Raw genomic sequence first — 21860 nt, 5'->3', positions numbered from 1 at the left:
AGGGTCCATGGCCGACAACGTCACCTCGCTTTTCCGCACCGGCGCGCACAGCCCGTCAATGGCCACGCTGGCACGAGAGAGCGGGGAGTCGGGTCCGCTGGACTTCTGCATCCCGTGCAATCCGTACTTCCCGACGCCGGCGATGTTCGAAGAGCTGACGCACCGGCTGCGCGACATCATCACGTTCTACCCGAGCAGCGCCGACACCATCACCGGTGAGCTGTGCAATCTGCTCCAACTGCCCCCGCAGTGCGTCGCGATGGGCAACGGGTCGACCGAACTGATCACCTGGATCGACCACTTGCTGGTGCGCGAGTCCCTGGCCATCCCCGTCCCCACCTTCGGCCGCTGGACCGACCAGCCGATGGAGACCGGCAAGCGAGTCGACATGTTCCCGCTCCAGGAGAGCAACGGCTTCGCGCTCGACCCGGCGCAGTACATCCAGTTCATCCGCTCCCGGGGCAGCCGGGTCGCCGTCATCTGCAACCCGAACAATCCCGACGGCGGCTTTCTGCCCCGCCAGACGATCAACGCCTTCTGCGACGCCCTCGCCGATCTGGACCTGATCGTCATCGACGAGTCGTTCCTGGAGTTCGCCGACGCGGAGTCCGAGCCGAGCGTCGTCGAGGACGCGGTGATGCGCCCCAACGTGATCGTGCTGCGCAGCCTCGGCAAGAACTTCGGCCTGCACGGCATCCGCTTCGGCTACATGGTCGCCAACCCCTCTCTGGCCGGCCAGATCCGCTCCATGCTGCCCAAATGGAACCTCAACTCCTTCGCGGAGACCGTGGTGTTCATGCTCCGGGACCATGGCGCCGAGTACATGGAGAGCCTGCACCAGGTCCGCCGTGACCGCCTCGACATGTCCCGGCAGCTGTCCCAACTGCCCGGCCTGACGGTGTATCCGTCCCAGGGCAACTTCCTCTTCGTGCGCCTCCCCGTGGGCGCCGAGGGCACCGTGGTCCGGGATCGGCTGCTCACCGAGCACCGGATCCTGGTCCGCGAGTGCGGCAACAAAATCGGCTCGTCCAGTCGCTTCCTGCGACTCGTGGTCCGGCCTCAGGTGGATGTGCGTCGCCTGGTGTCCGGCCTGGAGTCGGTGCTCTACGGGTCCAGGAGGGGAGCCGCCGTGCCTGAGCCGGACAACAACTACAGCTCGGGTACGGCGGCCGTGGACCGGCTCGTCAGCTCCACGAACGGGTCGGGCATGCAGGGCCTCGCTGCTGCCGCCCAGGGGCAGGGCCAGCAGCAACAACAGCAACCGCAGTTGGCGCCGGTCGCCCAGTGGCAGCAGCAACAGCAACAGCAACCGCAGCTGGCGCCCGTGGCTCAGGGGCGGCAGCAGCAGGGTCTGCTTACCGCTGTGGGTGCCATGGGTCAGGGACAGGGTCAGGGGCAGGGGCAGGGGCAGCAAGGCCAGCAGCAGCCTCAGCAGCAGCCCATGACCGCCATGGCTCAGGCCCAGCAGCAGGCCGGTCTGAGCCCGGTGGGCGCGGGCCAGCCGCAGCAGCAGCCGGGGCTGAGCCCGGTGGCCGCGGGCCAGCCCCAGCAGGAACCGTGGCTGACGCCCGTGGGCCAGCCCCAGCAGCAACAGCCCGGGCTGACGCCCGTCGCCCAGCCCGGTCCGCAGCCGATGCCGCAGCCCACGCGCTGGCCGGCCGCCGCCGCGTCACGCGGCACGCCCTGGCCGGACGCCCCCGCAAACAACCGGGTCGGCTGACCGACGAGCCGGACCGGTTGCCCGGAGGCCTCGCTTTCCCGCACGAGGCCTTCGCCGGCCGGGAGGATCGGGCCGCGTCGCCCAGGACCTTCGCCAGCGGGTCCCATATCCTCCCGGCCGCGGCTCACACCGTGGTGGATCGCTCAGGCCGGCCTGAGCTCCGCGAGGTAATACAGGTACCAGCGGCCGTTCAGGATGACTGGCCAAAGGACAACGCGAGCAACAGGGCCACCAGCAGGGTCAATAGGCGACGGGCCATCCGCTGCTCCAGTTCAGAAGGTTGACGCCGAGCTTGGGAGTGCCGTTGTCCTGGCCGTCGTAGTAGTGGTAGACGATCAGGTCGCCGTCCGCGTCGTTCATGATCGACTGTCCGCCGGGGCCGATGTACCGGCCGTGGGATTCCAGTACGGGCGTACCGCCGTTGTTCATCATGGCGACGCCGTTCTTGTCGCGGTATGGCCCGGTGACGCTGGTGGCGCGGCCGACCTTGACCTTGTACGTGGAGCTGGTGCCGGCGCAGCAGGTGTCGTACGAGGCGAAGAGGTAGTAGTAGCCGTTGCGCTTGACGATGTAGGGCGCCTCGACGGCCTTGGTCCCGGTCGGACGGGAGGCGAGGGAGTACCGGGTGGCGTCGGAGCTCAGCTGCTTCCCGGTCGACGGATTGATCTGGATCATCTTGATCCCGGACCACCAACTGCCGAACGACAGCCACCACTTGCCGTCGTCGTTCACGAAGAGATTCGGGTCAATGGCGTTGTAGTCGGTCGACGAGCTCGAGGTGTGGACGATGCCCTGGTCCGCCCAGCTGCCCGGCTGACCGGTCGTCGAAGTCGCAAGCCCGATCGCCGAGTTCTGGGAGCCGAAGGACGAGACGGAGTAGTACATCAGGTACTTGCCGCCGTGGTACGAGATGTCGGGCGCCCAGGCCTCCGGCACGGACGAGTAGTTCCGCCACCAGCCCGGCCGGCTGGAGAAGGCGTCGGCGCCGTTCCTGAAGGCGATGCGGTCGCCGGACGTCTTGCTGGAGATGCCGCCGCCGGTGGCGTAGATCAGGTACTGGCCGGACGAGGTGCGGATCATCGTCGGGTCATGGGTGACGATGTCGCCGGTGACACGGCCCGGGTTCGGGTACGCGGACGCCGTGCTCGGGACGAGGGCGAGCAGGATCGCGGCGGGGAGGGCGAGGAGGGCGGTTCGGCGACTGGTCCGACGGGGGGTTCTGCGACTGGCTCTGCGAGCGGTTCTTCGGGAGGCGCTTCGGGAGGTGCTTCGGGAGGTGCGGCTCACGCGGATCCTCCTACGAGTGGGGGACGTTCTCCGGGGGATCGTTCTACGGGCGTTCGAAATGCTGAACGCTGATCACTACTTCGAACGGGACCGTAGAATCGAACCCCTTGCGCGTCAACGGTTCGCGCAACAACTCCCACCACGCCGGTCGTCGAATCACGTTCGACGACTCAGCCAACTCACCTGCCGCACATGCGCCTTGAGGCCACGGCGGGGTCGGCGGGCCGACTGCGCGAGACGACGCGCAACCCCCTGGCGTCCACGATGCGCATCTGGGGCGAACCGCACCGCCTGGCCGGGCGAGACCGCGTCGGCCTCACGGAAACCGCGCACGATGCGATCTGCTCTGGGCTCACCGGCTCTCATCACCCGCTCGAGCACCTGCCGTTCGGCGCCTCTTGAGTCGGCGGACGCGGCCCACGGCATTCACCTTTCACTCATCCCCCGGCCGCACCGCGACGAAGACGAACTCAAGGCCTGGCCGATCGGGTGCATCGCGCACGTCCTCCACCACATACCCCTGCGCGGTCAACTCTGCCTCGACCTCCTCCCGTTCACGGAATCGAAGGGTCGAGTCCGACGTCAGTACCTGCCCGTCCGCGGCGAAGACATAAGTCCCGCGGAACGTCACCAGCGGCTCACTGACGTCGATCAGGTCCAGCCATCGCTCGACCACGCCGACGCCCGGAATCTCCGTAACGCGATACGTGGCCTCCCGGTTCCACGCCTCCCAGGCGCGCTTCGCGGGATCCCGGGTCTCGAACACGAAACGCCCGCCCGGCCGCAGCGCTGCACAGACGCCTCGCAGGGTCCCCTTCCAGACCTGCGGGTCGACGATGGCCTGGGCGGCGTTGCCCGTCATGGTGGCGAGGTCAACTTGCAACGGGGGAAGCGCAGTTGCATCGCCATGGATCCAGCGCACACGGTCGGCGCCTGGCTTGGCCCGGGCCACATCGAGGGACGCTGCGGCAGGATCAACACCCACCACCTCGATCCCGCGATCGGCCAGCAGAAGCGCGAACACCCCTGTGCCGCAACCGACATCCAGCACCCGATGCGCCCCGAACTCCTCCACCACACGGACGTACGCATCGAGATCGCGGCGATCGGAATCGACCGCGTCGTAGATCGCGGCGAGCCGCGGATGCCCGAACAACTCGTCAGCCATGCGCCCGAACGTATCCGGAGACGACACTCAACGGCTGCTCATTTTCGCCCGGGCTCCGTGAGCAACTCCGCCAAGCGGTCGCAGCTCTGCTCCCGGGATGCTGCCCCCACCTGCCGATCACCGCGGCCGATCGGGTGCGGCGGGCCCCGGCACCGGCCCTGCTGTGGGTTTCCGGCCGGTACCGGGCCCGCGTGCGCTCAGGCGATCCGGTGGACCAGCTGGCTGGTCAGTTCGTAACGCGCGCCGACTATGGCCAGATCGCCCGCGTCCACCTTGGCGGCCAGCTCGGGCTCCGCCGCGAGCCGCGAGCGGACGCGTTCGACGTTGGCGTCGATCGTCGCGTCGATGCGGGCGTCGCCCTCCTTGCTGTGGTCGATGGCCGGGCTGATCTGGTCGACCAAGTACTGCATGTGGGCGGGCAGTTCCTCGCCCGACTCGTCCACCTGGACCGCCGCCTTCACGGCGCCGCACGACTGGTGCCCGAGGACCATGACCAGCGGTATGCCCAGTTCGAGCACCCCGTAGGCGATGCTGCCGAGCACGGCCTCGTCCAGAACCTCACCCGCCGAGCGCACCGTCATCAGATCGCCGAGACCCTGATCGAAAACCAGCTCCGGCGGTACGCGGGAGTCGATGCATCCGAGCACGACGGCGAAGGGGTGCTGACCCGACGTCAGTTCCTGTCTGACGGCCGGACTCTCGTCGGGATGCCGCTCGCAGTAGGTGCGCCAGCGGAGGTTGCCCGCCGCCAGTTCCCGCAATGCTCCCTGCGCCGTGGTCGGCCGGGAGCGCCTGCTGCCGGTCGGGGTCACGGCGGAAGCGGAGGGCGTGCCGAGGGCGAGACCGGCACCGAGGACAGCGGTGCCGGTCAGCGCGGCGCGGATCAGTGAACGCCTGGCGGGAGCGCTCCCGCCGGCGAGAGTCGACGTGGGGCCGACAGCTCTGGGGGGTATGGGTTCAGGATTCACAGGGAGGAACGTACGTCTGAATTCCGGCCCCGGGCGTCCACCTGGCTGGGTCTTGACACGCCATGATCCAACCTTGGGTGTTTCCATCCCGGACCATTGCCGAGCTTTCCCAGACCGTTGCCGGGCCTTTTGACAACCAGGACAAACGCTTTCAGCCATCGCCTGCGGGACCGTCCGCGCGCCCCGGAACTCCGTGCGCGAGAAACCGTACGCCGCCGTCGGGCACTGCAGGACCGTCAGGATCGTCGTCATCACCGAGATGCGGAGAGCCCCCGCCACGCGCTTCGCGCCACATGACAGATGTCATCCGCAGACGTGACAACGCCACGCGTCCACATGCGGGTTCGGCACTACTGGCGGGCCCGGCCCGGTCGCAGTCTGGAGGTGTCGCAGTCACCCCACCTGGAACGGAAAGAGAGCCCGTCATACAGACACGAAACGCGATCGTCAGGATGCTGGCCCTGGGCGCGCAGGCGGTGCTGCGCGCGCATCGCTGCCCGACGTCGAGGAACGGACTCGGACACTTCGCGACGCACTGCTCGCGGTGAGCGCGGCGCGCACCGAAGACCTGTGGTTCAGGCCGTGACGGGCTGCCGCTCCTCAGCGGGCTCGGTCTCCGCCACCTTCTCCTTGCGGTAGGCGCGGACCGAGTACGTCAGGGCGGCGGCCCACAGCGCGTACAGGAGTACGTAGACGGGGGTGCTCAGCGAGCTGGGTGCGGCGACCCAGTCGCTCTTAAGCAGCGTACGGACATTCGTCACGATAATGATGCCACCGACCGCGGACCCAAGAACGCGGGGCGGAACCAGTCGCACCAGCCACGCCGCGATCGGCGCCGCGATCAGCCCGCCGAGGAGAAACGCCGCGACCCAGCCCCAGTTGAGCCCCTGCGAACCGAGCGAGAAGAGGAAGCCCAGGCTCGCCGCCACCGCGACCAGGAACTCGCTCGTGTCGATGGAGCCGATCACCTTGCGCGGCTCCATACGTCCGCTGGCCAGCAGCGCCGGCGTACCCACCGGGCCCCAGCCGCCCCCGCCGGTCGCGTCCAGGAACCCGGCGACCACCCCGAGCGGCGACAGGAACCTCTTGCGCAGCGGCTTGCCGAGATTTCCCTTGGGCATGCCGCGGAACGTGAACCGGGACATCACATACAGCCCGAGCCCGAGCAGGATGAGCGACATCACCGGCTCGGCGACCGCGGTGGACAGCTGGGACAGAACGGTCGCACCGAGGAAGGCACCGATCGCCCCCGGCACCCCGATCTTGGCGACGACCTTCCAGTCCACGTTCCCGAACCGCCAGTGGGCGGCGCCGGACATCAGCGTCGTACCGATCTCCGCGAGGTGAACCGTGGCCGAGGCCGCGGCCGGGTTGGTGCCCACGGCGAGCAGCAGGGTGGTCGAGGTCACGCCGTAGGCCATGCCGAGGCTGCCGTCGACCAGTTGGGCACCGAGGCCCGCCAAGGCGAGCAGTACCAGGGTGCGCATACGAGTCCGTCCCGTCTTTCCTAGCTTTCCTACCGGTCCAGTAGGGATCGACGGGCCGACTGTAGAGGCTCAAGCTGAGAAGAGGTTAAAAGCGATGTGAAGATGCCTTGGAGTCGGGCGACTTCCGACACCACGACGGCCGCCGCCGACCGAAGTGTGGCGCGTCCCGCCGGGCGGCGAAAGCGATGCGTCGTGCCTTCGGCTTCGGTGAACTACCGCACCCTATTGCGTGCACCAATTTGATGGATTGTTGGGCCTACGGAGCATGGCGCCACGGCGGCTCACCCCGGCGCCGCCAGGCCGCAGCCGCCGCCTGCCTCACCCTCGCGAGCCTCCCGCTGACCTTCCTCAACGCGCCCCTCGCGGTCGGCGCCACCCTCGCCCTGACCGGACTCGCCGTGCCGGTCCTGTGGCGAGCGCGGCAGGATCAGCCGGCGCCGAGGCGGTCGCGGGGCGGGTGGTGGACGCGGGCGGTGCGCACGGCGGTTTCGGTGTGGCGGCGGGGGCCGCGGTGGTGATGACGGTCCTGGCGCTCGGCGGTCTGCGGGACTCATCACCACACGTGCCGAAGTCGTCCGCGCCCGCGGAAACCACGGCGCCGAACCCGCCGACCACACGGCGGGACTCGTTCACGAACCGCAATGCACCCTGAACCGCAACGGGCGCCCCGCCTCTTCAGCAGATCTGCTCTCATCTGCGCATCTCGGACGACTCCCTGTGCGAGCCCGCCCATTGCGAACGAATCGTCATTGCGGAGGGCTGGGGCCGGAGATGAGAATGCCTGGAGGTGCCGGGTGGTCATCCCGGCGAAGTGTTGGAGGCGCTGCTTGTGAACGCCGCATCTGAGCGGTGCGCCTTGCTCTGCGCGCCAGAGGCTGACCACTTCGCTTCGCCCACCGGCTGACTGCTTCGTTCGCGGTGGGCGCTTCCCCTCATGGGAGACCACCGCAGTGTCCGAAGATTCCGTAGATTCCTTGCCCGGTGATCGCCGTCCTCTGACAACGGTCCTTGCCGCCAACGTCGTTTCGATCACCGGGAGTTGCCTCACATACATGGGCGTGCCGTGGTTCGTGCTGCAGAGCACGGGCAGTGCCGCCAAGGCCGGCATCGTCGCGTTCTGCACGATGCTGCCCGTAGTCCTGGCCGCGCTTGTCGGTGGTCCGGTCATCGACCGGATCGGCCGGCGGCGGGTGGCCGTCATCTCGGACCTCGCCTGCGGAGCGGCCGTCGTGGCGATCCCGCTACTGCAGTTCGCCGGCGTCCTGCATTTCTGGATGCTGTGCGCGTTGATGGCGGTCACAGGGCTGTTCCGTGCGCCGGGTGAAACGGCCCGCGGTGTGCTGTTGCCCACGCTCGCCGAACGCGCCCGGATGCCGCTGACCAGGGCTGCCGGGTTGTACGACGGTGCGTCACGCTGTGCGGCGCTGACCGGATCGGCTGTCGGGGGTGTGCTCATCGCCGTACTCGGAGCCGAGAACGTCCTGTTGGTGGATGCCGCGACCTTCACCGTGTCCGCGCCGCTGTTCGCGTTCGGGGTGCGCGGCCTGCCCGAGGCGCAGGCCCAGCCGCGAGCCGAGCCGATGTCGTTGCGTGCCTACCGTCGTGAGCTGGGGCAGGGCTATCGCTTCGTGTCGGCCACGCCGTTGCTGCTGGGCCTGTGCCTCATGACGCTGGTGACCAGGGGCCTCGACCAGGGGTGGAGTGCCGTGCTCCTCCCCGTGCATGCCCGTGAGGAGCTGGGTGGTTCCGTCGATCTCGGTCTGCTGGAGGCTGCGTTCGGGATCTGCGCGCTCACGGGGGCGCTGGCCTATGGGGCGGTGGGCAGCCGCTTTCGGCGGTGGCCGGTGTTCACGGTCGCGTTTCTCATCGTGGGCCTGCCGCGCTTCGTGGTGGCCGCCTTCACCGACTCTTTCGCACCGCTGGCGGTGATGATGGCGGTTGAGGGGCTCGCCTGCGGTGTGCTCAACCCCATCATGGCCACCGTGATGTATGAGACGGTCCCGGAGGAACTGCGCAGCCGCGTGCTCAGTGCGACAACAGCCTCGTTCCAGCTGGTCACTCCGCTGGGCGGGCCGGCTGCGGGCTTCCTCGTGGATTCGGTCGGCCTGTCCTCGTCGCTGCTGGCGGTTGGCGGTGCGTATCTGCTCGCCACGCTGTGTCCGGTGGTCTTCCCGGCCTGGAGGCAGATGGACAGTGCCGGTTCTCCTTGGTGAGCCGGAAGCAACTCCCTAACCGCGCCGCGCGATCAGTGCCGCCACCCCGTCGAGCACGACCTCGAGTCCGAACTCGAAGTCCGCGTCCGGCTCGTCCGTCTGGTCCAGGGCATCGGATTCGAGGACGCGCGTGACGGCCGGGTGGCGTTCGGGGTCGGTAAGGGTGGCAAGGGTGCGCTGGTAGCGGCGCAAGACCTCGTCGGGGGCGTGGCCGCTCGTCGTGTACGCGGCATCCAGGTCGGACATCAGCGTCGCCTCGTTGCGCACATAGCCGCTGACCAGCATGATCACTCCGAGTTTCGTGCCCTCGTCGAGCCCGGTGCCGTCGAGGGCTGCGAGACCGTACTCCATCCACGCCACCGACTTCGGGCTCGCGGGCGGCCCGGAGATCGGGATCCGCAGGAGCCACAGGTTCTCGTGGAAGAACGCGCGCTGCGCCCGCGCCCACCGGGTCAGCCCCGCGCGCCACCCGGCCCCGTCGGGCAGCGGTTCGGGGGGCGCGGGCGTGACCGCCTCCTGCATCAGGATGTAGAGCTCGTCCTTGGCGCCGACGTACCGGTAGAGCGACATCGGCGAGGCGCCGAGCTCCTTGGCGACGCGCCCCATCGACACCGCCCCGATGCCCTCGGCGGCCGCGACGCCCACCGCCGCGGCCACGATGCGGTCCAGGCTGAGCCCCGGCTTCGGCCCTTTCGAGGGGCGGGCTCTGAAACCCCAGGCCGTCGCGAGGCTCGCGGGCAGGCCGGTGTCCTCGTCCGCCGCCGCCATCCGCGTCGCCTCCCTCTGCGCACCCGGGACCGTTCCTCGGCCTCCGGCTTGACGCACATCCTAGTTCTGCGTAACCCTTACACGGTAATGCGTAATAATTACGCAGTAAGTAGTCATGGAGAGGCGAGGCCATGCCCGACGCACCCGCCATCGAGGCCACCGGCCTCCGCAAGACCTACGGAAAGGTCGAGGTCCTGCGCGGTCTCGACCTGACGGTGCCGCGCGGCACCGTGCACGCCCTGCTCGGCCCGAACGGCGCGGGCAAGACCACCACCGTGCGCATCCTGGCCACGCTCACCGAGGCCGACGCGGGCACCGCCAGGGTCGCCGGGCACGACCTGCGCACCGAGCGGGCCCGGGCCCGCCGCGCGATCAGCCTCACCGGTCAGTTCGCGGCGGTCGACGAGATGCAGACCGGCGCGGAGAACCTGCGGATGATGGCCCGGCTCGCCCGCACCCACGGCGGCGCCCGCACCTCCCGCGCCGCCGCACGCACCCGGGCCGCCGAACTTCTCGACCGCTTCGACCTCGCAGACGCCGCCGACCGCCTGGTCAAGACGTACTCGGGAGGCATGCGGCGGCGCCTCGACCTGGCCGCGTCCCTGGTGGGCCAACCCGAAGTGATCTTCCTGGATGAGCCGACGACGGGCCTCGACCCGCGCAGCCGCCAGGAGCTGTGGAGCGTGGTGCGCGAGCTGTCGGCGCGGGGCACGACGGTCTTCCTGACCACCCAGTACCTGGAGGAGGCCGATCGGTTGGCGGACCGTATCGCCGTGCTGCACGGCGGCGAGCTGGTCGCCGAGGGCACCTCCGAGGAACTGAAGCGGCGCGTCGATGGCCACCGCCTCGACGTCGTCCTGACCGACCCGGCCGCCTATCTGCGCCTGGCGTCACAGGCGGTGTACAGCGAGCCCGAGACCCGCACCCTGGGCTTCTTCACCGACGGCGGTGCGCCCCAGGTGCGGGCGCTGCTCGACGCGTTGGACCCCGACGGCACGGTCATCGAACGGTTCTCGCTGCACACGGCCACCCTCGACGACGTCTTCCTGACCCTCACGAAGCCGACACAGCCCGCACACCAGGAGCCCAGCCATGTCTGACGCACTCATAATGACCGGCCGCTCCGTCCGGCTCAGCCGCCGCAACGTCGACGCCCTGATGATGGCCATGGCGCTCCCGGTGATGCTGCTCCTGATCTTCGTGTACTTCTTCGGCGGAGCCATCAACACCGGTACGGAGTATGTCACTTACGTCGTCCCCGGCGTCCTGCTGCTGTGCGCCGGCTTCGGCTCGGCCAGCACCGCCGTGGCCGTCACCGAGGACCTCAAGGGCGGCATCATCGACCGCTTCCGATCCCTCGACATCGGCGGCACCCCCGTCCTGGCGGGCCACGTTCTCGCCTCCACGGCCCGGAACCTGATCGCCACCGCCCTGGTCTTCGCGCTCGCCTTCGCGATCGGCTTCCGCCCCTCGGCCGGCCCGGGCGGCTGGCTCGCCGCGATCGGCCTCCTGGTCGCCTACATCGCGGCGCTCTCCTGGCTGTCCGCCGCGGTGGGCCTGCTCGTCAAGTCCCCCGAGGCAGCCGGGGGTTTCACCTTCTTCGTGAGCTTCCTGCCCTACCCGAGCAGCGCCTTCGTGCCGACCGACACCATGCCGTCGTGGCTCCAGGGCTTCGCCGCCCACCAGCCCGTCACCCATGTCATCGAGGCGGTACGCGGACTACTGCTCGGGCAGCCGGTGGGCTCGACGGGGTGGGTGGCACTCGCCTGGTGCACGGGCATCCTCACCGCCTCGGCGGCCGCTTCGGGAGCGCTGTTCAAGCGGCGTACGGCTTAGGTGACCTGCGCTCAGGGCCTGGGTGAGGAGGGCGGCGCGCAGGTTGTCGGGCCGCGCGTCCCATTCCCGGCCTCCGCCGACGGGCCGCAGTTGCACGTACGGGCCGACGAACCCCATGACTCTGCCGATCTTGCCGGTGCCGGTGTCCTCGACGGTGTCGCCAAGTCGGGGCTCGTACGTCGTCACCTGGCCTCCCTTTCCAGGACGGCCAGTGCCCGCGTGCACTCCTCGGGCGGCGGAACGTAGGCGCGTACGAGGGCGCTCGTGACGGAGTCGTCCGCGCAAGTGGGTAGCCACGAGGGGTGGGCCTTGCGGCGGTGGGGTCCGGAAAGGGTGGTGCTCCATGCTCCGGGCGACGGGTCGTGAACCGGCAGTACCGGCAGGCCCAGGTTGCTCGAGCTGGTCTCCAGGCCCGTCCTGGGCGCGGTTTGGCCCGGTTCAGGACTGGGTGCAGGCGATCCGAAGAGCACCACTCCTGCCCAGGCAAGTACCCGTGTTACAAGGTGCATTGTCGATCCCATCTGCCGGTTTCTGTGCGTGGGACAGATGGTGAGGGCTGGGAAGGGCCACAAGTACCCCAGCGAGGGGTAGTTGGGGGTGTCTCGTTCAGGTGGCGGCGCACCACTCGGCGAAGTTGGTGAGAGCCTCCGAGTCGGCCCGCTTCAATCGGCGGAGGGTGGCGGCGTCCTCACGGACCCAGGGGTGCTCGCGGGTGTGCTGCGGGGCGATCCGCCGGGCGACTTGCAGTGACTCGAACGCCTCGCCCGCGCGTCCGGACCACAGTTGGGCGCGGGCGAGTTCGATGTAGAAGCCGGAGCGCCGCTCGGCTGGGAGATCGGCAGGCGGCTGCCAGGCATCGGCGATCACAAGAGCCCGACCTGCGTGGTCGTCACCCAGACTGACCGCGACAGATACCTCGTGGATGCGGACGGTGTCGGGTCCGAACGCGGTGCCGCAGTAGATGCCTTCGGGGATCTGGTCGGCGAGCTTGCTGGCCTCGGCGAGGTGCGTCTCGGCAGCCGCGGCATCACGGGCGCGGCCAGCGATGACGGCCGCGCGCATGTGCAGTGCGCCCTTGGACGCGATCGCGCCCACCGTGCTGGGAGCGGGGGCCGAGTCCATGGCCTGCTCCAAGCAGCGCAGCCCAGCGGAGTAGGCGCGGGCGGCGAAGAACGTCTCGGTCCGAACGTAGGCGACGGAAGCGGTGAGCAGCGGGTCTTCCGCGTCGGACGCCGCCCATCGCATGAGTTCGATCAGGCGCGCTGACAGGTCGTGGGCTCCGAACTTGTAGGCAACGGCATCGGCGGAGCGGTAGGCACTGACCAGGAGTTGCGCCGGCTGGGGACCCTGGTGGGTTGGCGCGGCATGGTAGGCGCGGGCCAGTTCGGTGAGCAGGCTGGGGAGCCTGCGGACGAGGCGCGTGTACTGGGCGGAGAGCCGCCAGTGAGCGGCCTCGGTGACGGCGACTTGCAGGCTGGGGAGAGAACGGGTGGGGCCGTCCTCGGGGATGTCGTAGGCGGCGATGGCAGCAGAGAGTGCCGGAAGTGTGTCGTGGACGGGAGTGTGCGTGGCCGCCCGGTCGTGACGAAGGCGGACGGGGTCGATGCCAAGGGCGGCGGCGATGGCATCGAGGGTGGCCTCGGCGACGCCTCGCTCCCCGCGCTCGATCTTGCGGATGGTGCCCAGGGCGACGCATGCGGCGTCAGCGAGTTGCTGTTGCGTCATCTTGGGGCGGGCGACGCTGCGGTAGTAGGCGATGCGCTTGCCCACCCCGCTGCCGGCGTGCACGGACATACAGGCTCCAATGCGGGACGTCCACTCCGAACCGTACCCGCGCGCGCACGCTGCGGATACGCGAACGGCTCAACAACCACGGCAGTCAGGGCCGTTATCATCCGTCAGCCAGCGAGGATCTCCGTGAGTTGGGTCAGGGAGTCGATCCGCCAGTCCGCCGCCGCGACGATGGCAGGGTCGTCGGCCCACAGGTGTCCCCACGGACCCCGGCGGATGTGGGCCGCGCGCAGCCCGGAGGCCTTGGCCGGGTAGAGGTCGTTGGCCGGGTGGTCGCCAACGTAGACAGTCGCGTCTGGCGCGGCCTGCGCCACCTCGAGAACGCGCTCGAAGAACGCCGGGTCGGGCTTGGCCACACCCCACTCGCCGGACGTCACGATCAGGTCGGCCGGCAGGTCCAGGCCACGCAACAACTCACCCGCACGCCTCGTCTGATTCCCGGCGACGACGACCTTGGCACCGAGCTCACGCAGGCGGGTCAGGGCGGGGCGGACATCGTCGTACAGATCCGACTCGTCCAGGAACTCACCGCGCCCGGCAGCCTCACGGGCGCGGTACTCGGCGGCCAGGTCGACGTCGGGCTTCGCGAGGCGTACGGCGTCGGCGTTGTCGCGGCCCTGGGCGACGACCGCGCCGACGAGGGCGGAGAGCGTGTGGCGGGGAATTCCGAGCCAGTCGGCCCACGAGTTCCAGTAGCGGTCGTCGCAGGTGATGGTCTCACCGATGTCCAGGACGATGGTCTCGATCACTCCACGAAGCCTATGACCTCACAGCGGTCGGGTCCGGCAGGTCCTGATGAGCAGCCTCACGCGACCGCCGCCGCAGTCCGGACCTGCGCGCGGAGATCGAGGCCTTCCGGCGAACCGGCCCGCTCTGCCCCGCGGGTACAGTCCGAGGCATGTACCCGGTCAGCCGTTCCGGCCCGCGCCTCGATCTGCGTGAACTCGTCGACGAGGACGTGGATGCGATGCTCGCCGTCTACGGCGGCCCCGAAGCCACGGAGCACCTGTCGTTCGAACCGCGTAGCCGTGAACAGGTCGCGGAGGTCGTGTCCCGGTCGATCGCCTCCGCCACCGTGAGCCCTCGCGCCGAGTACCAGCTCGCCGTCATCGAGCGGAACACGGCCGAGCTGATCGGGTCCGGCCGCCTGGCCACCGACCCGCATCAGCAGCGCGGAGCCACCATGGGTTTCGCGCTGCGTCCTGACACCTGGGGAGTCGGCTACGGACTCGAGACCGTGCGCCTCCTCCTCGGCCTCGGGTTCGGGTTCGGGGATCTGGGCCTCCACCGCATCTGGGGAGCACGTTCTCCGCTCAACGAGGCATCAGCGAAAACCATGGCAGCGGCGGGCATGGTCGAGGAGGGGACCATCCGGGAGCACATCTTCAAGGCCGGCCGGTGGCGTGACTCCGTCGTCCACGCCATGCTCGACCGCGAATGGGCTGTTGCCTCCCGAAGGGCCTGAAGAGGTGGGGTGTTGGGGCGGCGGGCTCAGGGGGCGGGGGCCGAGTCGCACGGCGTGAGCAATTTTCCGCGCCGTGTTCACGCAGCGCTCGTTTGAGCGTCTGAAGGACGTACTCCCGCTTTGTGTTCACGCTTTTTGCAGGGTAGGGGTCATGAGCCCGTGAGGCGTGGCCCTCCCCCACGCCTCCGCACGACGAGCCTCTGCCGGCGGACGTGCTAACGGAGCCGGATCACGTTCCAGGACAAGGGCTCCAGGACGGCGTTCAGTGTGCCGTCCTGGAGGGTGGTGCCGTCGACGGGGTGCGGGGTGACGCGGTCCGGGTTGTCGAGGGTGTTGCGGGCGTCGGGGTCGGCGTCCGCGAGTGCGCTGTGCTCGACCAGGGAGGTCAACTCCAGTCCGTTCAGGGCGACTTCCAGCGGCAGCGGCTCCGTACGGCTGCGGTTGACCGCGAACACCGTCACCGAGCCGTCCTCCGCTCGTACGGCCGTGGCGTGCAGCAGGTTCGTCTCGCCGTACTTCTTCGTTTCGTACGTCGGTGAGTCGACCCGTACGTCGAGGACCTGGCCGCGCCCGTACCGGGACGCCTGCGCGAAGGGGAAGAACGTCGTCTGGCGCCAGGCCGGGCCGCCCGGCTCGGTCAGGATCGGGGCGATGACGTTGACGAGTTGGGCGAGGCAGGCCACGGTCACGCGGTCCGCATGCCGGAGCAGCGCGATGAGGAGCGAGCCGAAGACGACGGCGTCGGTGACGCTGTAGTTGTCCTCCAGGAGGCGGGGGGCCTCGGGCCAGTCGTCCTGCTCGAACGTCTTCGCGTGCTCCTCCCACTTGGGCAGGTACCAGACGTTCCACTCGTCGAAGGAGAGGTTGATCCGCTTCTTCGACTTGAGCCTCGCGCCCACGTGGTCGGCGGTCGCGACGACGTTGTCGATGAAGGACTCCATGTCGACGGCGGAGGCGAGGAAGGAGTCGACGTCGCCGTCCTCCGGCCAGTAGTAGGCGTGCAGCGAGATGTAGTCGACGAGGTCGTACGTCTCCGCCAGCACCGTCGCCTCCCACTCGGCGAACGTCGGCATGCCCTGGCTGGAGGAGCCGCAGGCGACCAGCTCGACGGTCGGGTCGAGCTGGCGCATCGCGCGGGCCGTCTCGGCGGCGATACGGCCGTACTCCTCCGCCGTCTTGTGGCCCGTCTGCCAGGGGCCGTCCATCTCGTTGCCGAGGCACCAGAGTTTGATTCCGAAGGGGTCCTTGTCGCCGTGGGCGATGCGCTTCTCCGCGAGTGCGGTGCCGGAGGTGTGGTTGGCGTACTCCTGGAGTTCCAGGGCCTCGGCGACGCCTCGGGTGCCTAGGTTGACCGCCATCATGGGCTCTGACTGGGGGCCGACCTTGCGGAGGAAGGCGATGTATTCGGAGAGGCCGAAGCGGTTGGTCTCGGTCGAGTGCCAGGCGAGGTCGAGGCGGCGGGGGCGGTCCTCGGCGGGACCCACCGAGTCCTCCCATTTGTAGCCGGAGACGAAGTTGCCGCCGGGGTAGCGGATGACTGTTGCGCCGAGTTCGCGGACCAGGTCCAGGACGTCGGTTCGGATGCCGTGTTCGTCGGCGGTGGGGTGGCCCGGTTCGAAGATGCCGGTGTAGACGCAGCGGCCGAGGTGCTCGACGAAGGAGCCGAAGAGTCGGGGGTTGACCTCGCCGACGGTGAAGGCGGGGTCGAGGGTGAAGCGGGCCTTGTGCATGGTCGCCTTTCGGGGAGGGTGGTTCTTGTTCGTTGGTGGCTGCGGGTTGTCGGTGGCTGGTCGCTCCCCCACTCTCGGCTTCGCTCGAGCGGGGCCCCCATCGCGGCGGAGCCGCATATTGATACAGCCCCGCGCTCCTAGAAGGGCGCTCAACTGGGCGTCCTTTTACGAGAGTTACTGCCCTGCCAAGCCCGTATGGGCCACCCCCGCCACTATCTGCCGCTGGAAGAAGACGAACACGATGATCAGCGGCAGCCCGGCCATCAACCCGCCGGCCATCAGCTGAGCCCACTGGATGCCGTACGAGTTCATGACGGTCGCGATGCCGTTCGGCATGGTCATCAGGTCGGGGTTGTTGGTGACCATGTACGGCCAGAGGAAGTTGTTCCATGAGGCGATGAAGGTGAAGATGCCCACGGCCGCCAGTGACGGCCTCGCGAGCGGGACGACGATCGTGAAGAAGACCCGCCAGCGGCCGGCGCCGTCGATGAACGCGGCCTCCTCCAGTTCGCGTGGGATGCCCTGAAAGAACTTGTAGAGGATGTAGACCATCGCGGCGGGCGCGCACTGCGGCAGGATCATGCCCCAGTACGTGTCGACCATCCCCATCTGCTGGACCGTGGTGAACAGGGGGACGCCGAGGACCGCCGGGGAGATCATCAGGCCCGCCATGACCACGCCCAGAAGGACGCCCTTGCCGCGGAACTCGGTGCGCGCGAACCCGTACCCGGCGAGTGCGCTCACGATCAGCACCACCGTCGTCACGCACACCGAGACGACCAGGGAGTTGACGAACCAGTTGGTGATGTTGCCCGTCGCGAACAGGGCCTTCCACGCCTGGCTCGTCCAGTCCTCCGGCAGCCAGTGCGGGGGCACCGCCACCGCCTCGGTCTCCGACTTGAGCGAGGTGAACAGGCCCCAGGCGAAGGGGGAGAGAAAGACGACGGAGACGGCCGTGCCGAGGAGGGTGAGGATGATCTGGCTGGGCGTCCAGGAGGATTTGCGGTGCTTGACGCGGACGTCCGCGGCGGTGGTCATCGGGCGGTCTCCTCACGGTTGCGCAGCAGCCACATCCGCGCGAGAGCGACGGCCGCGATGATCACGAAGAAGATGATGGAGATCGCGGAGGCGTAGCCCACGCGGTAGCTGGTGAAGCCCTCTTCGAGGGTGAACTGGACGAAGGTGCGGGTCGATTCCTCCGGTCCCGGCGAGAAGTCCATCATCACGACTGCCTGGTCGAAGACCTGGAGCGAGGCGAGGATCTGCAGGGCGATCACGAGCCCGGTGATGTTGCGCAGCATCGGCACGGTGATGTGCACCATGCGGTGCCAGGCGTTCGCGCCGTCCAGTTTGGCGGCCTCGTAGAGGTGGTCGGGGATGCCCTGGAGCGCGGCGAGGTAGAGCAGGAAGCTGAAGCCGACCGTCCACCACAGGGTCGTGATGACGATGGCGAGCATGGCGTACGACTTGTCGGTCAGCCAGGGTGTCTCGATGCCGAAGACGTGGTTGATCATGCCCGTGCCCGGGTTGAACAGCCACTGCCACAGGTTGCCCGCGACCGTGGAGGGCAGCAGGAACGGGGCGAAGAAGCACAGTCGCCACAGCCACTTCGCGTGCTCGATGTGGTGGGCGAGCGTCGCGAGGAGGAAGGCGAGGACGGTGATGCAGGGCACGACCAGGAGCGTGAAGTAGGCGCTGTGGCCGAGCGCGTCCCACATCTGCGGGTCCTGGAGGGCCTCGCGGTAGTTGTCGAGGCCGACGAAGTTGGCGCTGTCGCCCGCGATGTTGGCGTCCGTGAAGCTGAGGTAGACACCGCGCACCAGCGGCCAGATCACGAAGAGCACGAACAGGGCGAGGAACGGGGCGACGAACCAGCCGCCGTGCTGGAAGCCCTGCTTGCGGCGGGCGGTGGCACTCAGCGCGGCGGTCTTCGTGCGAGGGGGTGCGATGACGGTCTCTGTACTGGCGGTCGTCACGCGACGGCACCTCCCTGCGCGGCGGTCTGGCCGTCCATGGGGTTCTTCATGGCGAGCAACTGGGTGAGCGCGCCCTTCATCCGGCGGGCGACGGCCTCCGGCTTGGCGGAGCCCATCGTCGAGGAGACGATGACGGGACCGAGGCGCTGGGCGAGGATGCCGGTGGAGCCCGCGAACCACACCTTCGGCTCGGTCGCCTGGTGGTCCATGGCCGACACGTACTCGCTCTGCGGGTTCAGCTCCTTGTACGCGGCCGTGGACAGGGTCGGCGTGTAGGCGGGGATGTGGCCGCCGGCCGCCCACTGCTGGGCGTGCTGGACGACGTAGGCGGCGAGCCGGTGGGCGGCCTCGTTCGTGGCGCCGCCGCGTTCGGACTGGTGCGGCAGGACGAAGGCGTGCGACTCGGCGTGGGTGGCCTGCTTGCCGAAGACGGGCGGCAGCGGGGTCGCCCCGTAGTCGAGCTTCGCTCCGGAGAAGACCGGCACCGACCAGTTGCCCTCCCAGGCGAAGGGCGCGCCGTTCATGAACTGTTCGGCGCCGACGGAGCCCATGCCCGGGTTGGCGTACCCGTCGGTGATGTGTTGGCGCAGGAACTCCAGGACCTGGGTGGCCTTGTCGGTGTCGAAGGTGACCTCGGAGTTGGCGGCGTTGAACCAGGTACCGCCGAGCTGGGTGTAGAAGGCGACGAAGAACCACCACTGGAAGTTCTGGTCGTTGATCCACAGGCCGATGGCCTGCAACCCCTTCTTGGTGGCCTTCTTGGCCTCCTTGAGCACGTCGAACCACTCGCCGGTCGATGTCACGGGCACGATCCGGCCGTCGTCGTCGAGCAGGCCCGCCTTCTTCAGTACGTCCTTGCGGTAGAAGCAGAGCTGGACGTGGATGTCGAGCGGGAGGGCGTAGAGCTCGCCGTCGATGACGGCGCGCTTCCACAGGTCGGGGTTGAAGTCCGCTTCCCGTACGCCGTACTTGGCGAGCAGGTCGACGTCCCAGGGATCCAGAAGGCGGCCGGGCGAGAAGCCGGTGATCCGGCCCAGGTGCATGACACCGAGGTCGGGTGCGCGGTTGCCGGCGGCCGCCATGGCGAGCTTGGAGTAGAAGGGGTTGCCCCACTGGAAGGTGGAGTCCTTCACGTCGATGCCGGGGTTTTCCTTACGGAAGGAGTCCAGCATCGCGATCATGTTGGCGCCGTCGCCGCCGCTGAAGAGGTTCCAGTAGCGCACCCGGGTGTCCGCGCCGGAGGCGAGCGCATCGGCGCCGGTGCCCAGCGCGGCGAAACCGAAGCTGCCCGCGACCGCTAATCCGCCGATTCCGCCCAGCAGTTGCCTGCGATTCAGGTCAGGTCGTCCCATGCCCCGCCTTACTGTCCGAGGTGTCTACCGGCTTCAGCCATTCGGGATTTCGAATGGCGCACGTAACTTCGAACGGGACCGTAGAATCGAAGCGCTTGCGCGTCAAGGGTTCGCGCAGAAAGCGCTTTCCCCATTCGGTTGCTGGACAAGGAAAGCGCTTTGTGCGCTCCGCGGGGCGGGGTGGGTTGCGGCTGCGGGGCCGTCGTGGCTGGTCGCGCAGTTCCCCGCGCCCCTTACGGGGCGCCATCCGGCGCGAGCGTTGGCTATCCGGCGAACGCCGGCTGCCGGATCCCCTTCCCCGCGCCCGGCACCACCAGCACCGAGCCGGACATCGGGTGTGGCTCCTCCAGACCCGTACGGGCCGTGGTGATGTAAAGGTCCGTCAGGTCGGGGCCGCCGAAGGCGCAGGCCGTGGGGCGGCGGGTGGGGAGCTGGATCACTCGGTCCAGTTCGCCGGAGGGGGTGTAGCGGTGGACGGCGGCGCCGTCCCAGAGGGCCACCCAGACGCAGCCGTCGGCATCGACGGTGAGGCCGTCGGGGAAGCCTGCGCCGTCCTCGATGGCCGCCAACTGACGCCTGTTGACCGGTCGTTGGTCGTCTCCGACGTCGAAGACGTCGATGCGGCGCGTCGGCGAGTCGATGTAGTACATCAGGCTGCCGTCGGGGCTCCAGCCCGTGCCGTTGCTGACGGCCACGTCGTCGAGGACGACCTCCACCGTGCCGTCGGCGGTGTAACGGGAGAGCGTGCCGCCGCCCGGCGCCTCGTCGTAGCGCATCGTGCCCGCCCACAGCGAACCGTCGGGGGCGACCGCCGCGTCGTTGGCGCGGCGGCCGGGGACGACCTCCCGGTGCAGCCACCGGAAGCCGTCAGGGCCGCCGGCGCGGTCGGGACCGAGGAGTGCCACGCCGTCCCGGAGATTGAGCACCAGACCGCCACCCGTACGGGGCTTCGCGGCGCCCACGTGCTGTTCGGTCGCCAGGACCGTACGGCGGCCGGAGTCCGGCTCGTACGTGTGGACCCTGGAGCCGAGGATGTCGACCCAGATCAGCCGCTGGGCTTCGGCGTCCCAGGTCGGACCCTCGCCCAGAGCGGCGTATTCGCGTATGGCCACTTCGACGGTCATGCCACGCTCCGGTGCCCGAGTCGCTCCGACAGTTCCGCGGCGCCCTTCATGGCGAGCTGCTCCAGCTCGCCGCGGCGGTCGTCGCTCCAGCGGATCATCGGTACGGAGATGGAGAGCGCGGCGACGACCTGGCCCGTGCGGTCGCGTACGGGGGCGGCCACGCAGCTGACGTCGGGGTTCGACTCGCGGTTCTCCACGGCGACGCCCCGGCGGCGGATGTCGGCGAGGGTCTCGCGCAGGGCGGCCGGATCGGTGATGCTGTTCGGTGTCATCGCGGGGAGCTCGCCGCTCTCGGGGATCCGCGAGGTCAGCTCGGAGTCGGGGAGTGAGGCGAGCAGCATCTTGCCCACGGAGGTGCAGTGCGCGGGGAGGCGGCGGCCGGCGGCGGACACCATGCGCACGGCGTGCGTGGAGTCGACCTTGGCGATGTAGATGACGTCCGTGCCCTCCAGGATCGCGACGTGCACCGTCTCGTCGCAGGTCTCCGCGACGGACCGGGCGACCTGCTGGCCCTCGGCGGCGAGGTCCAGCTGCTCGGCGTACCGGCTGCCGAGCTGATACGGGCGCACACCGAGGCGGTAGCGTCCCGGCTGGCCCGGTACCTGCACGATGTACGAGCGCGCGGCGAGCGTGGTCACCAGCTCGTGCACGGTGGTGCGGGGCAGCTGGAGCTTGCGCACGATGTCGGGGGCGGAAAGTGTTCCGTCCCCGTCGAGAAAGAGCTCGAGAATGTCGAGAGCCCGGGTCACGGCTGGCACGAGACGTCCCACGACCGGCCCCCTCCCTAGTGTTCGATATTTCAACAGACGATCGGCATGACGAACACAGGCTACGCATAGTGGCTTTCGCCAGGCAACATGCAGGTAGGCACGACTGCCTGAGCAGGGAAAACAGAGCCGGGGGGCGCGCCTACGTCAGGGGCGCGGGGCCGTATCAATTTGCGGCTCCGCCGCAATGGGGGTCCCCCCGCTCGAG

The 21860-nt window shown here is 69.0% G+C and carries 20 protein-coding genes and 1 pseudogene; 7 read left to right on the top strand and 14 right to left on the bottom strand.

The window, feature by feature from the left end:
* Positions 1-7: 7 nt before the first annotated feature.
* Positions 8-1720, top strand: a complete 1713-nt coding sequence (locus ABD357_RS25050; protein ID WP_344393090.1) for a pyridoxal phosphate-dependent aminotransferase — start codon at positions 8-10, stop codon at positions 1718-1720.
* 240 nt (positions 1721-1960) lie between these two features.
* Here the strand turns inward: ABD357_RS25050 and ABD357_RS25045 are convergent, their stop codons facing one another.
* Entirely contained in the window at positions 1961-2887 is a 927-nt protein-coding gene (locus ABD357_RS25045; RefSeq protein WP_344393267.1) for an arabinan endo-1,5-alpha-L-arabinosidase, read from the bottom strand.
* A gap of 312 nt (positions 2888-3199) precedes the next feature.
* Here ABD357_RS25045 and ABD357_RS25040 point away from each other — a divergent pair, with 312 nt between their 5' ends.
* Positions 3200-3409, top strand: coding sequence for a hypothetical protein (locus ABD357_RS25040; RefSeq protein WP_344393088.1), 210 nt, complete (start codon positions 3200-3202; stop codon positions 3407-3409).
* 31 nt (positions 3410-3440) lie between these two features.
* Here ABD357_RS25040 and ABD357_RS25035 read toward each other — a convergent pair whose 3' ends face one another.
* The 3 genes from ABD357_RS25035 to ABD357_RS25025 form a co-directional block, all read right to left on the bottom strand.
* Positions 3441-4175 carry a class I SAM-dependent methyltransferase gene (locus tag ABD357_RS25035; RefSeq protein ID WP_344393085.1) on the bottom strand — a complete coding sequence of 245 codons (735 nt, stop codon included), beginning with the start codon at positions 4173-4175 and terminating at the stop codon, positions 3441-3443.
* A gap of 197 nt (positions 4176-4372) precedes the next feature.
* Positions 4373-5143 carry a carbonic anhydrase gene (locus tag ABD357_RS25030; protein ID WP_425584988.1) on the bottom strand — a complete coding sequence of 257 codons (771 nt, stop codon included), beginning with the start codon at positions 5141-5143 and terminating at the stop codon, positions 4373-4375.
* Between the two features lie 575 nt (positions 5144-5718).
* A complete protein-coding gene (locus tag ABD357_RS25025) occupies positions 5719-6630 on the bottom strand; it encodes a sulfite exporter TauE/SafE family protein (RefSeq protein WP_344393084.1) in 912 nt (303 codons plus the stop codon).
* Between the two features lie 409 nt (positions 6631-7039).
* Between ABD357_RS25025 and ABD357_RS25020 the strand changes: the two genes are divergently transcribed.
* Positions 7040-7282: a hypothetical protein gene (locus tag ABD357_RS25020; protein WP_344393082.1), complete on the top strand. Its 243-nt coding sequence runs from the start codon at positions 7040-7042 to the stop codon at positions 7280-7282.
* A 298-nt stretch (positions 7283-7580) separates the two neighbouring features.
* Positions 7581-8843, top strand: a complete 1263-nt coding sequence (locus tag ABD357_RS25015; RefSeq protein WP_344393080.1) for an MFS transporter — start codon at positions 7581-7583, stop codon at positions 8841-8843.
* 15 nt (positions 8844-8858) lie between these two features.
* Here ABD357_RS25015 and ABD357_RS25010 read toward each other — a convergent pair whose 3' ends face one another.
* The gene (locus ABD357_RS25010) at positions 8859-9611 is read right to left on the bottom strand and encodes a TetR/AcrR family transcriptional regulator (RefSeq protein WP_344393078.1); all 753 of its coding nucleotides are present in this window, start codon (positions 9609-9611) and stop codon (positions 8859-8861) included.
* Between the two features lie 131 nt (positions 9612-9742).
* Here ABD357_RS25010 and ABD357_RS25005 point away from each other — a divergent pair, with 131 nt between their 5' ends.
* Together ABD357_RS25005 and ABD357_RS25000 are read left to right on the top strand one after the other, a co-directional pair.
* Positions 9743-10711 carry an ABC transporter ATP-binding protein gene (locus tag ABD357_RS25005; RefSeq protein WP_344393076.1) on the top strand — a complete coding sequence of 323 codons (969 nt, stop codon included), beginning with the start codon at positions 9743-9745 and terminating at the stop codon, positions 10709-10711.
* Entirely contained in the window at positions 10704-11447 is a 744-nt protein-coding gene (locus tag ABD357_RS25000) for an ABC transporter permease (protein ID WP_344393074.1), read from the top strand. Before ABD357_RS25005 ends, ABD357_RS25000 begins: the two co-directional genes overlap by 8 nt.
* Before the next feature lie 6 nt (positions 11448-11453).
* On the opposite strand, the pseudogene ABD357_RS44815 reads toward ABD357_RS25000, so the two are convergent.
* The 3 genes and pseudogenes from ABD357_RS44815 to ABD357_RS24985 all read right to left on the bottom strand — a co-directional run.
* Positions 11454-11633, bottom strand: a pseudogene (locus ABD357_RS44815) (hypothetical protein); the annotation flags it as partial.
* Positions 11634-12053: 420 nt separating this feature from the next.
* On the bottom strand, positions 12054-13241 hold the full coding sequence (locus ABD357_RS24990; RefSeq protein ID WP_344393071.1) for a helix-turn-helix domain-containing protein: 1188 nt from the start codon (positions 13239-13241) through the stop codon (positions 12054-12056).
* 104 nt (positions 13242-13345) lie between these two features.
* Positions 13346-13987 carry an HAD family hydrolase gene (locus ABD357_RS24985; protein ID WP_344393070.1) on the bottom strand — a complete coding sequence of 214 codons (642 nt, stop codon included), beginning with the start codon at positions 13985-13987 and terminating at the stop codon, positions 13346-13348.
* A 149-nt stretch (positions 13988-14136) separates the two neighbouring features.
* Here ABD357_RS24985 and ABD357_RS24980 point away from each other — a divergent pair, with 149 nt between their 5' ends.
* Positions 14137-14703 (top strand): GNAT family N-acetyltransferase, encoded by a 567-nt coding sequence (locus tag ABD357_RS24980; protein ID WP_344393069.1) that lies wholly within the window; start codon positions 14137-14139, stop codon positions 14701-14703.
* A 215-nt stretch (positions 14704-14918) separates the two neighbouring features.
* Here ABD357_RS24980 and arfA read toward each other — a convergent pair whose 3' ends face one another.
* The 6 genes from arfA to ABD357_RS24950 form a co-directional block, all read right to left on the bottom strand.
* Positions 14919-16433: an arabinosylfuranosidase ArfA gene (arfA, locus tag ABD357_RS24975; RefSeq protein ID WP_344393067.1), complete on the bottom strand. Its 1515-nt coding sequence runs from the start codon at positions 16431-16433 to the stop codon at positions 14919-14921.
* Between the two features lie 174 nt (positions 16434-16607).
* Complete coding sequence (locus tag ABD357_RS24970; RefSeq protein WP_344393065.1) at positions 16608-17471, bottom strand: carbohydrate ABC transporter permease; 864 nt, start codon at positions 17469-17471, stop codon at positions 16608-16610.
* Positions 17468-18409: a carbohydrate ABC transporter permease gene (locus ABD357_RS24965; protein WP_344393063.1), complete on the bottom strand. Its 942-nt coding sequence runs from the start codon at positions 18407-18409 to the stop codon at positions 17468-17470. The genes ABD357_RS24970 and ABD357_RS24965 overlap by 4 nt, the downstream gene beginning before the upstream one ends.
* Positions 18406-19761, bottom strand: coding sequence for an extracellular solute-binding protein (locus tag ABD357_RS24960; RefSeq protein WP_344393062.1), 1356 nt, complete (start codon positions 19759-19761; stop codon positions 18406-18408). The genes ABD357_RS24965 and ABD357_RS24960 overlap by 4 nt, the downstream gene beginning before the upstream one ends.
* Positions 19762-20024: 263 nt before the next feature.
* Positions 20025-20885, bottom strand: coding sequence for an SMP-30/gluconolactonase/LRE family protein (locus ABD357_RS24955; RefSeq protein ID WP_344393061.1), 861 nt, complete (start codon positions 20883-20885; stop codon positions 20025-20027).
* Complete coding sequence (locus tag ABD357_RS24950; protein WP_344393059.1) at positions 20882-21655, bottom strand: IclR family transcriptional regulator; 774 nt, start codon at positions 21653-21655, stop codon at positions 20882-20884. The genes ABD357_RS24955 and ABD357_RS24950 overlap by 4 nt, the downstream gene beginning before the upstream one ends.
* Positions 21656-21860 lie beyond the last annotated feature (205 nt).

Source organism: Streptomyces vastus (assembly GCF_039532825.1).
GTDB lineage: Bacteria > Actinomycetota > Actinomycetes > Streptomycetales > Streptomycetaceae > Streptomyces > Streptomyces vastus.
This window is presented reverse-complemented; position numbering and strand designations above follow the sequence as displayed.

What these genes read in the sequence shown, in the direction of transcription:
- ABD357_RS24970 (WP_344393065.1), bottom strand. Translation starts at nt 17,471, where the DNA reads ATGACCACCGCCGCGGACGTCCGCGTCAAGCACCGCAAATCCTCCTGG.
- ABD357_RS25050 (WP_344393090.1), top strand. Translation starts at nt 8, where the DNA reads ATGGCCGACAACGTCACCTCGCTTTTCCGCACCGGCGCGCACAGCCCG.
- ABD357_RS24955 (WP_344393061.1), bottom strand. Translation starts at nt 20,885, where the DNA reads ATGACCGTCGAAGTGGCCATACGCGAATACGCCGCTCTGGGCGAGGGT.
- ABD357_RS25000 (WP_344393074.1), top strand. Translation starts at nt 10,704, where the DNA reads ATGTCTGACGCACTCATAATGACCGGCCGCTCCGTCCGGCTCAGCCGC.
- ABD357_RS25035 (WP_344393085.1), bottom strand. Translation starts at nt 4,175, where the DNA reads ATGGCTGACGAGTTGTTCGGGCATCCGCGGCTCGCCGCGATCTACGAC.
- ABD357_RS25040 (WP_344393088.1), top strand. Translation starts at nt 3,200, where the DNA reads ATGCGCCTTGAGGCCACGGCGGGGTCGGCGGGCCGACTGCGCGAGACG.
- ABD357_RS24990 (WP_344393071.1), bottom strand. Translation starts at nt 13,241, where the DNA reads ATGTCCGTGCACGCCGGCAGCGGGGTGGGCAAGCGCATCGCCTACTAC.
- ABD357_RS24960 (WP_344393062.1), bottom strand. Translation starts at nt 19,761, where the DNA reads ATGGGACGACCTGACCTGAATCGCAGGCAACTGCTGGGCGGAATCGGC.
- ABD357_RS25010 (WP_344393078.1), bottom strand. Translation starts at nt 9,611, where the DNA reads ATGGCGGCGGCGGACGAGGACACCGGCCTGCCCGCGAGCCTCGCGACG.
- ABD357_RS25005 (WP_344393076.1), top strand. Translation starts at nt 9,743, where the DNA reads ATGCCCGACGCACCCGCCATCGAGGCCACCGGCCTCCGCAAGACCTAC.
- arfA (WP_344393067.1), bottom strand. Translation starts at nt 16,433, where the DNA reads ATGCACAAGGCCCGCTTCACCCTCGACCCCGCCTTCACCGTCGGCGAG.
- ABD357_RS25025 (WP_344393084.1), bottom strand. Translation starts at nt 6,630, where the DNA reads ATGCGCACCCTGGTACTGCTCGCCTTGGCGGGCCTCGGTGCCCAACTG.
- ABD357_RS24980 (WP_344393069.1), top strand. Translation starts at nt 14,137, where the DNA reads ATGTACCCGGTCAGCCGTTCCGGCCCGCGCCTCGATCTGCGTGAACTC.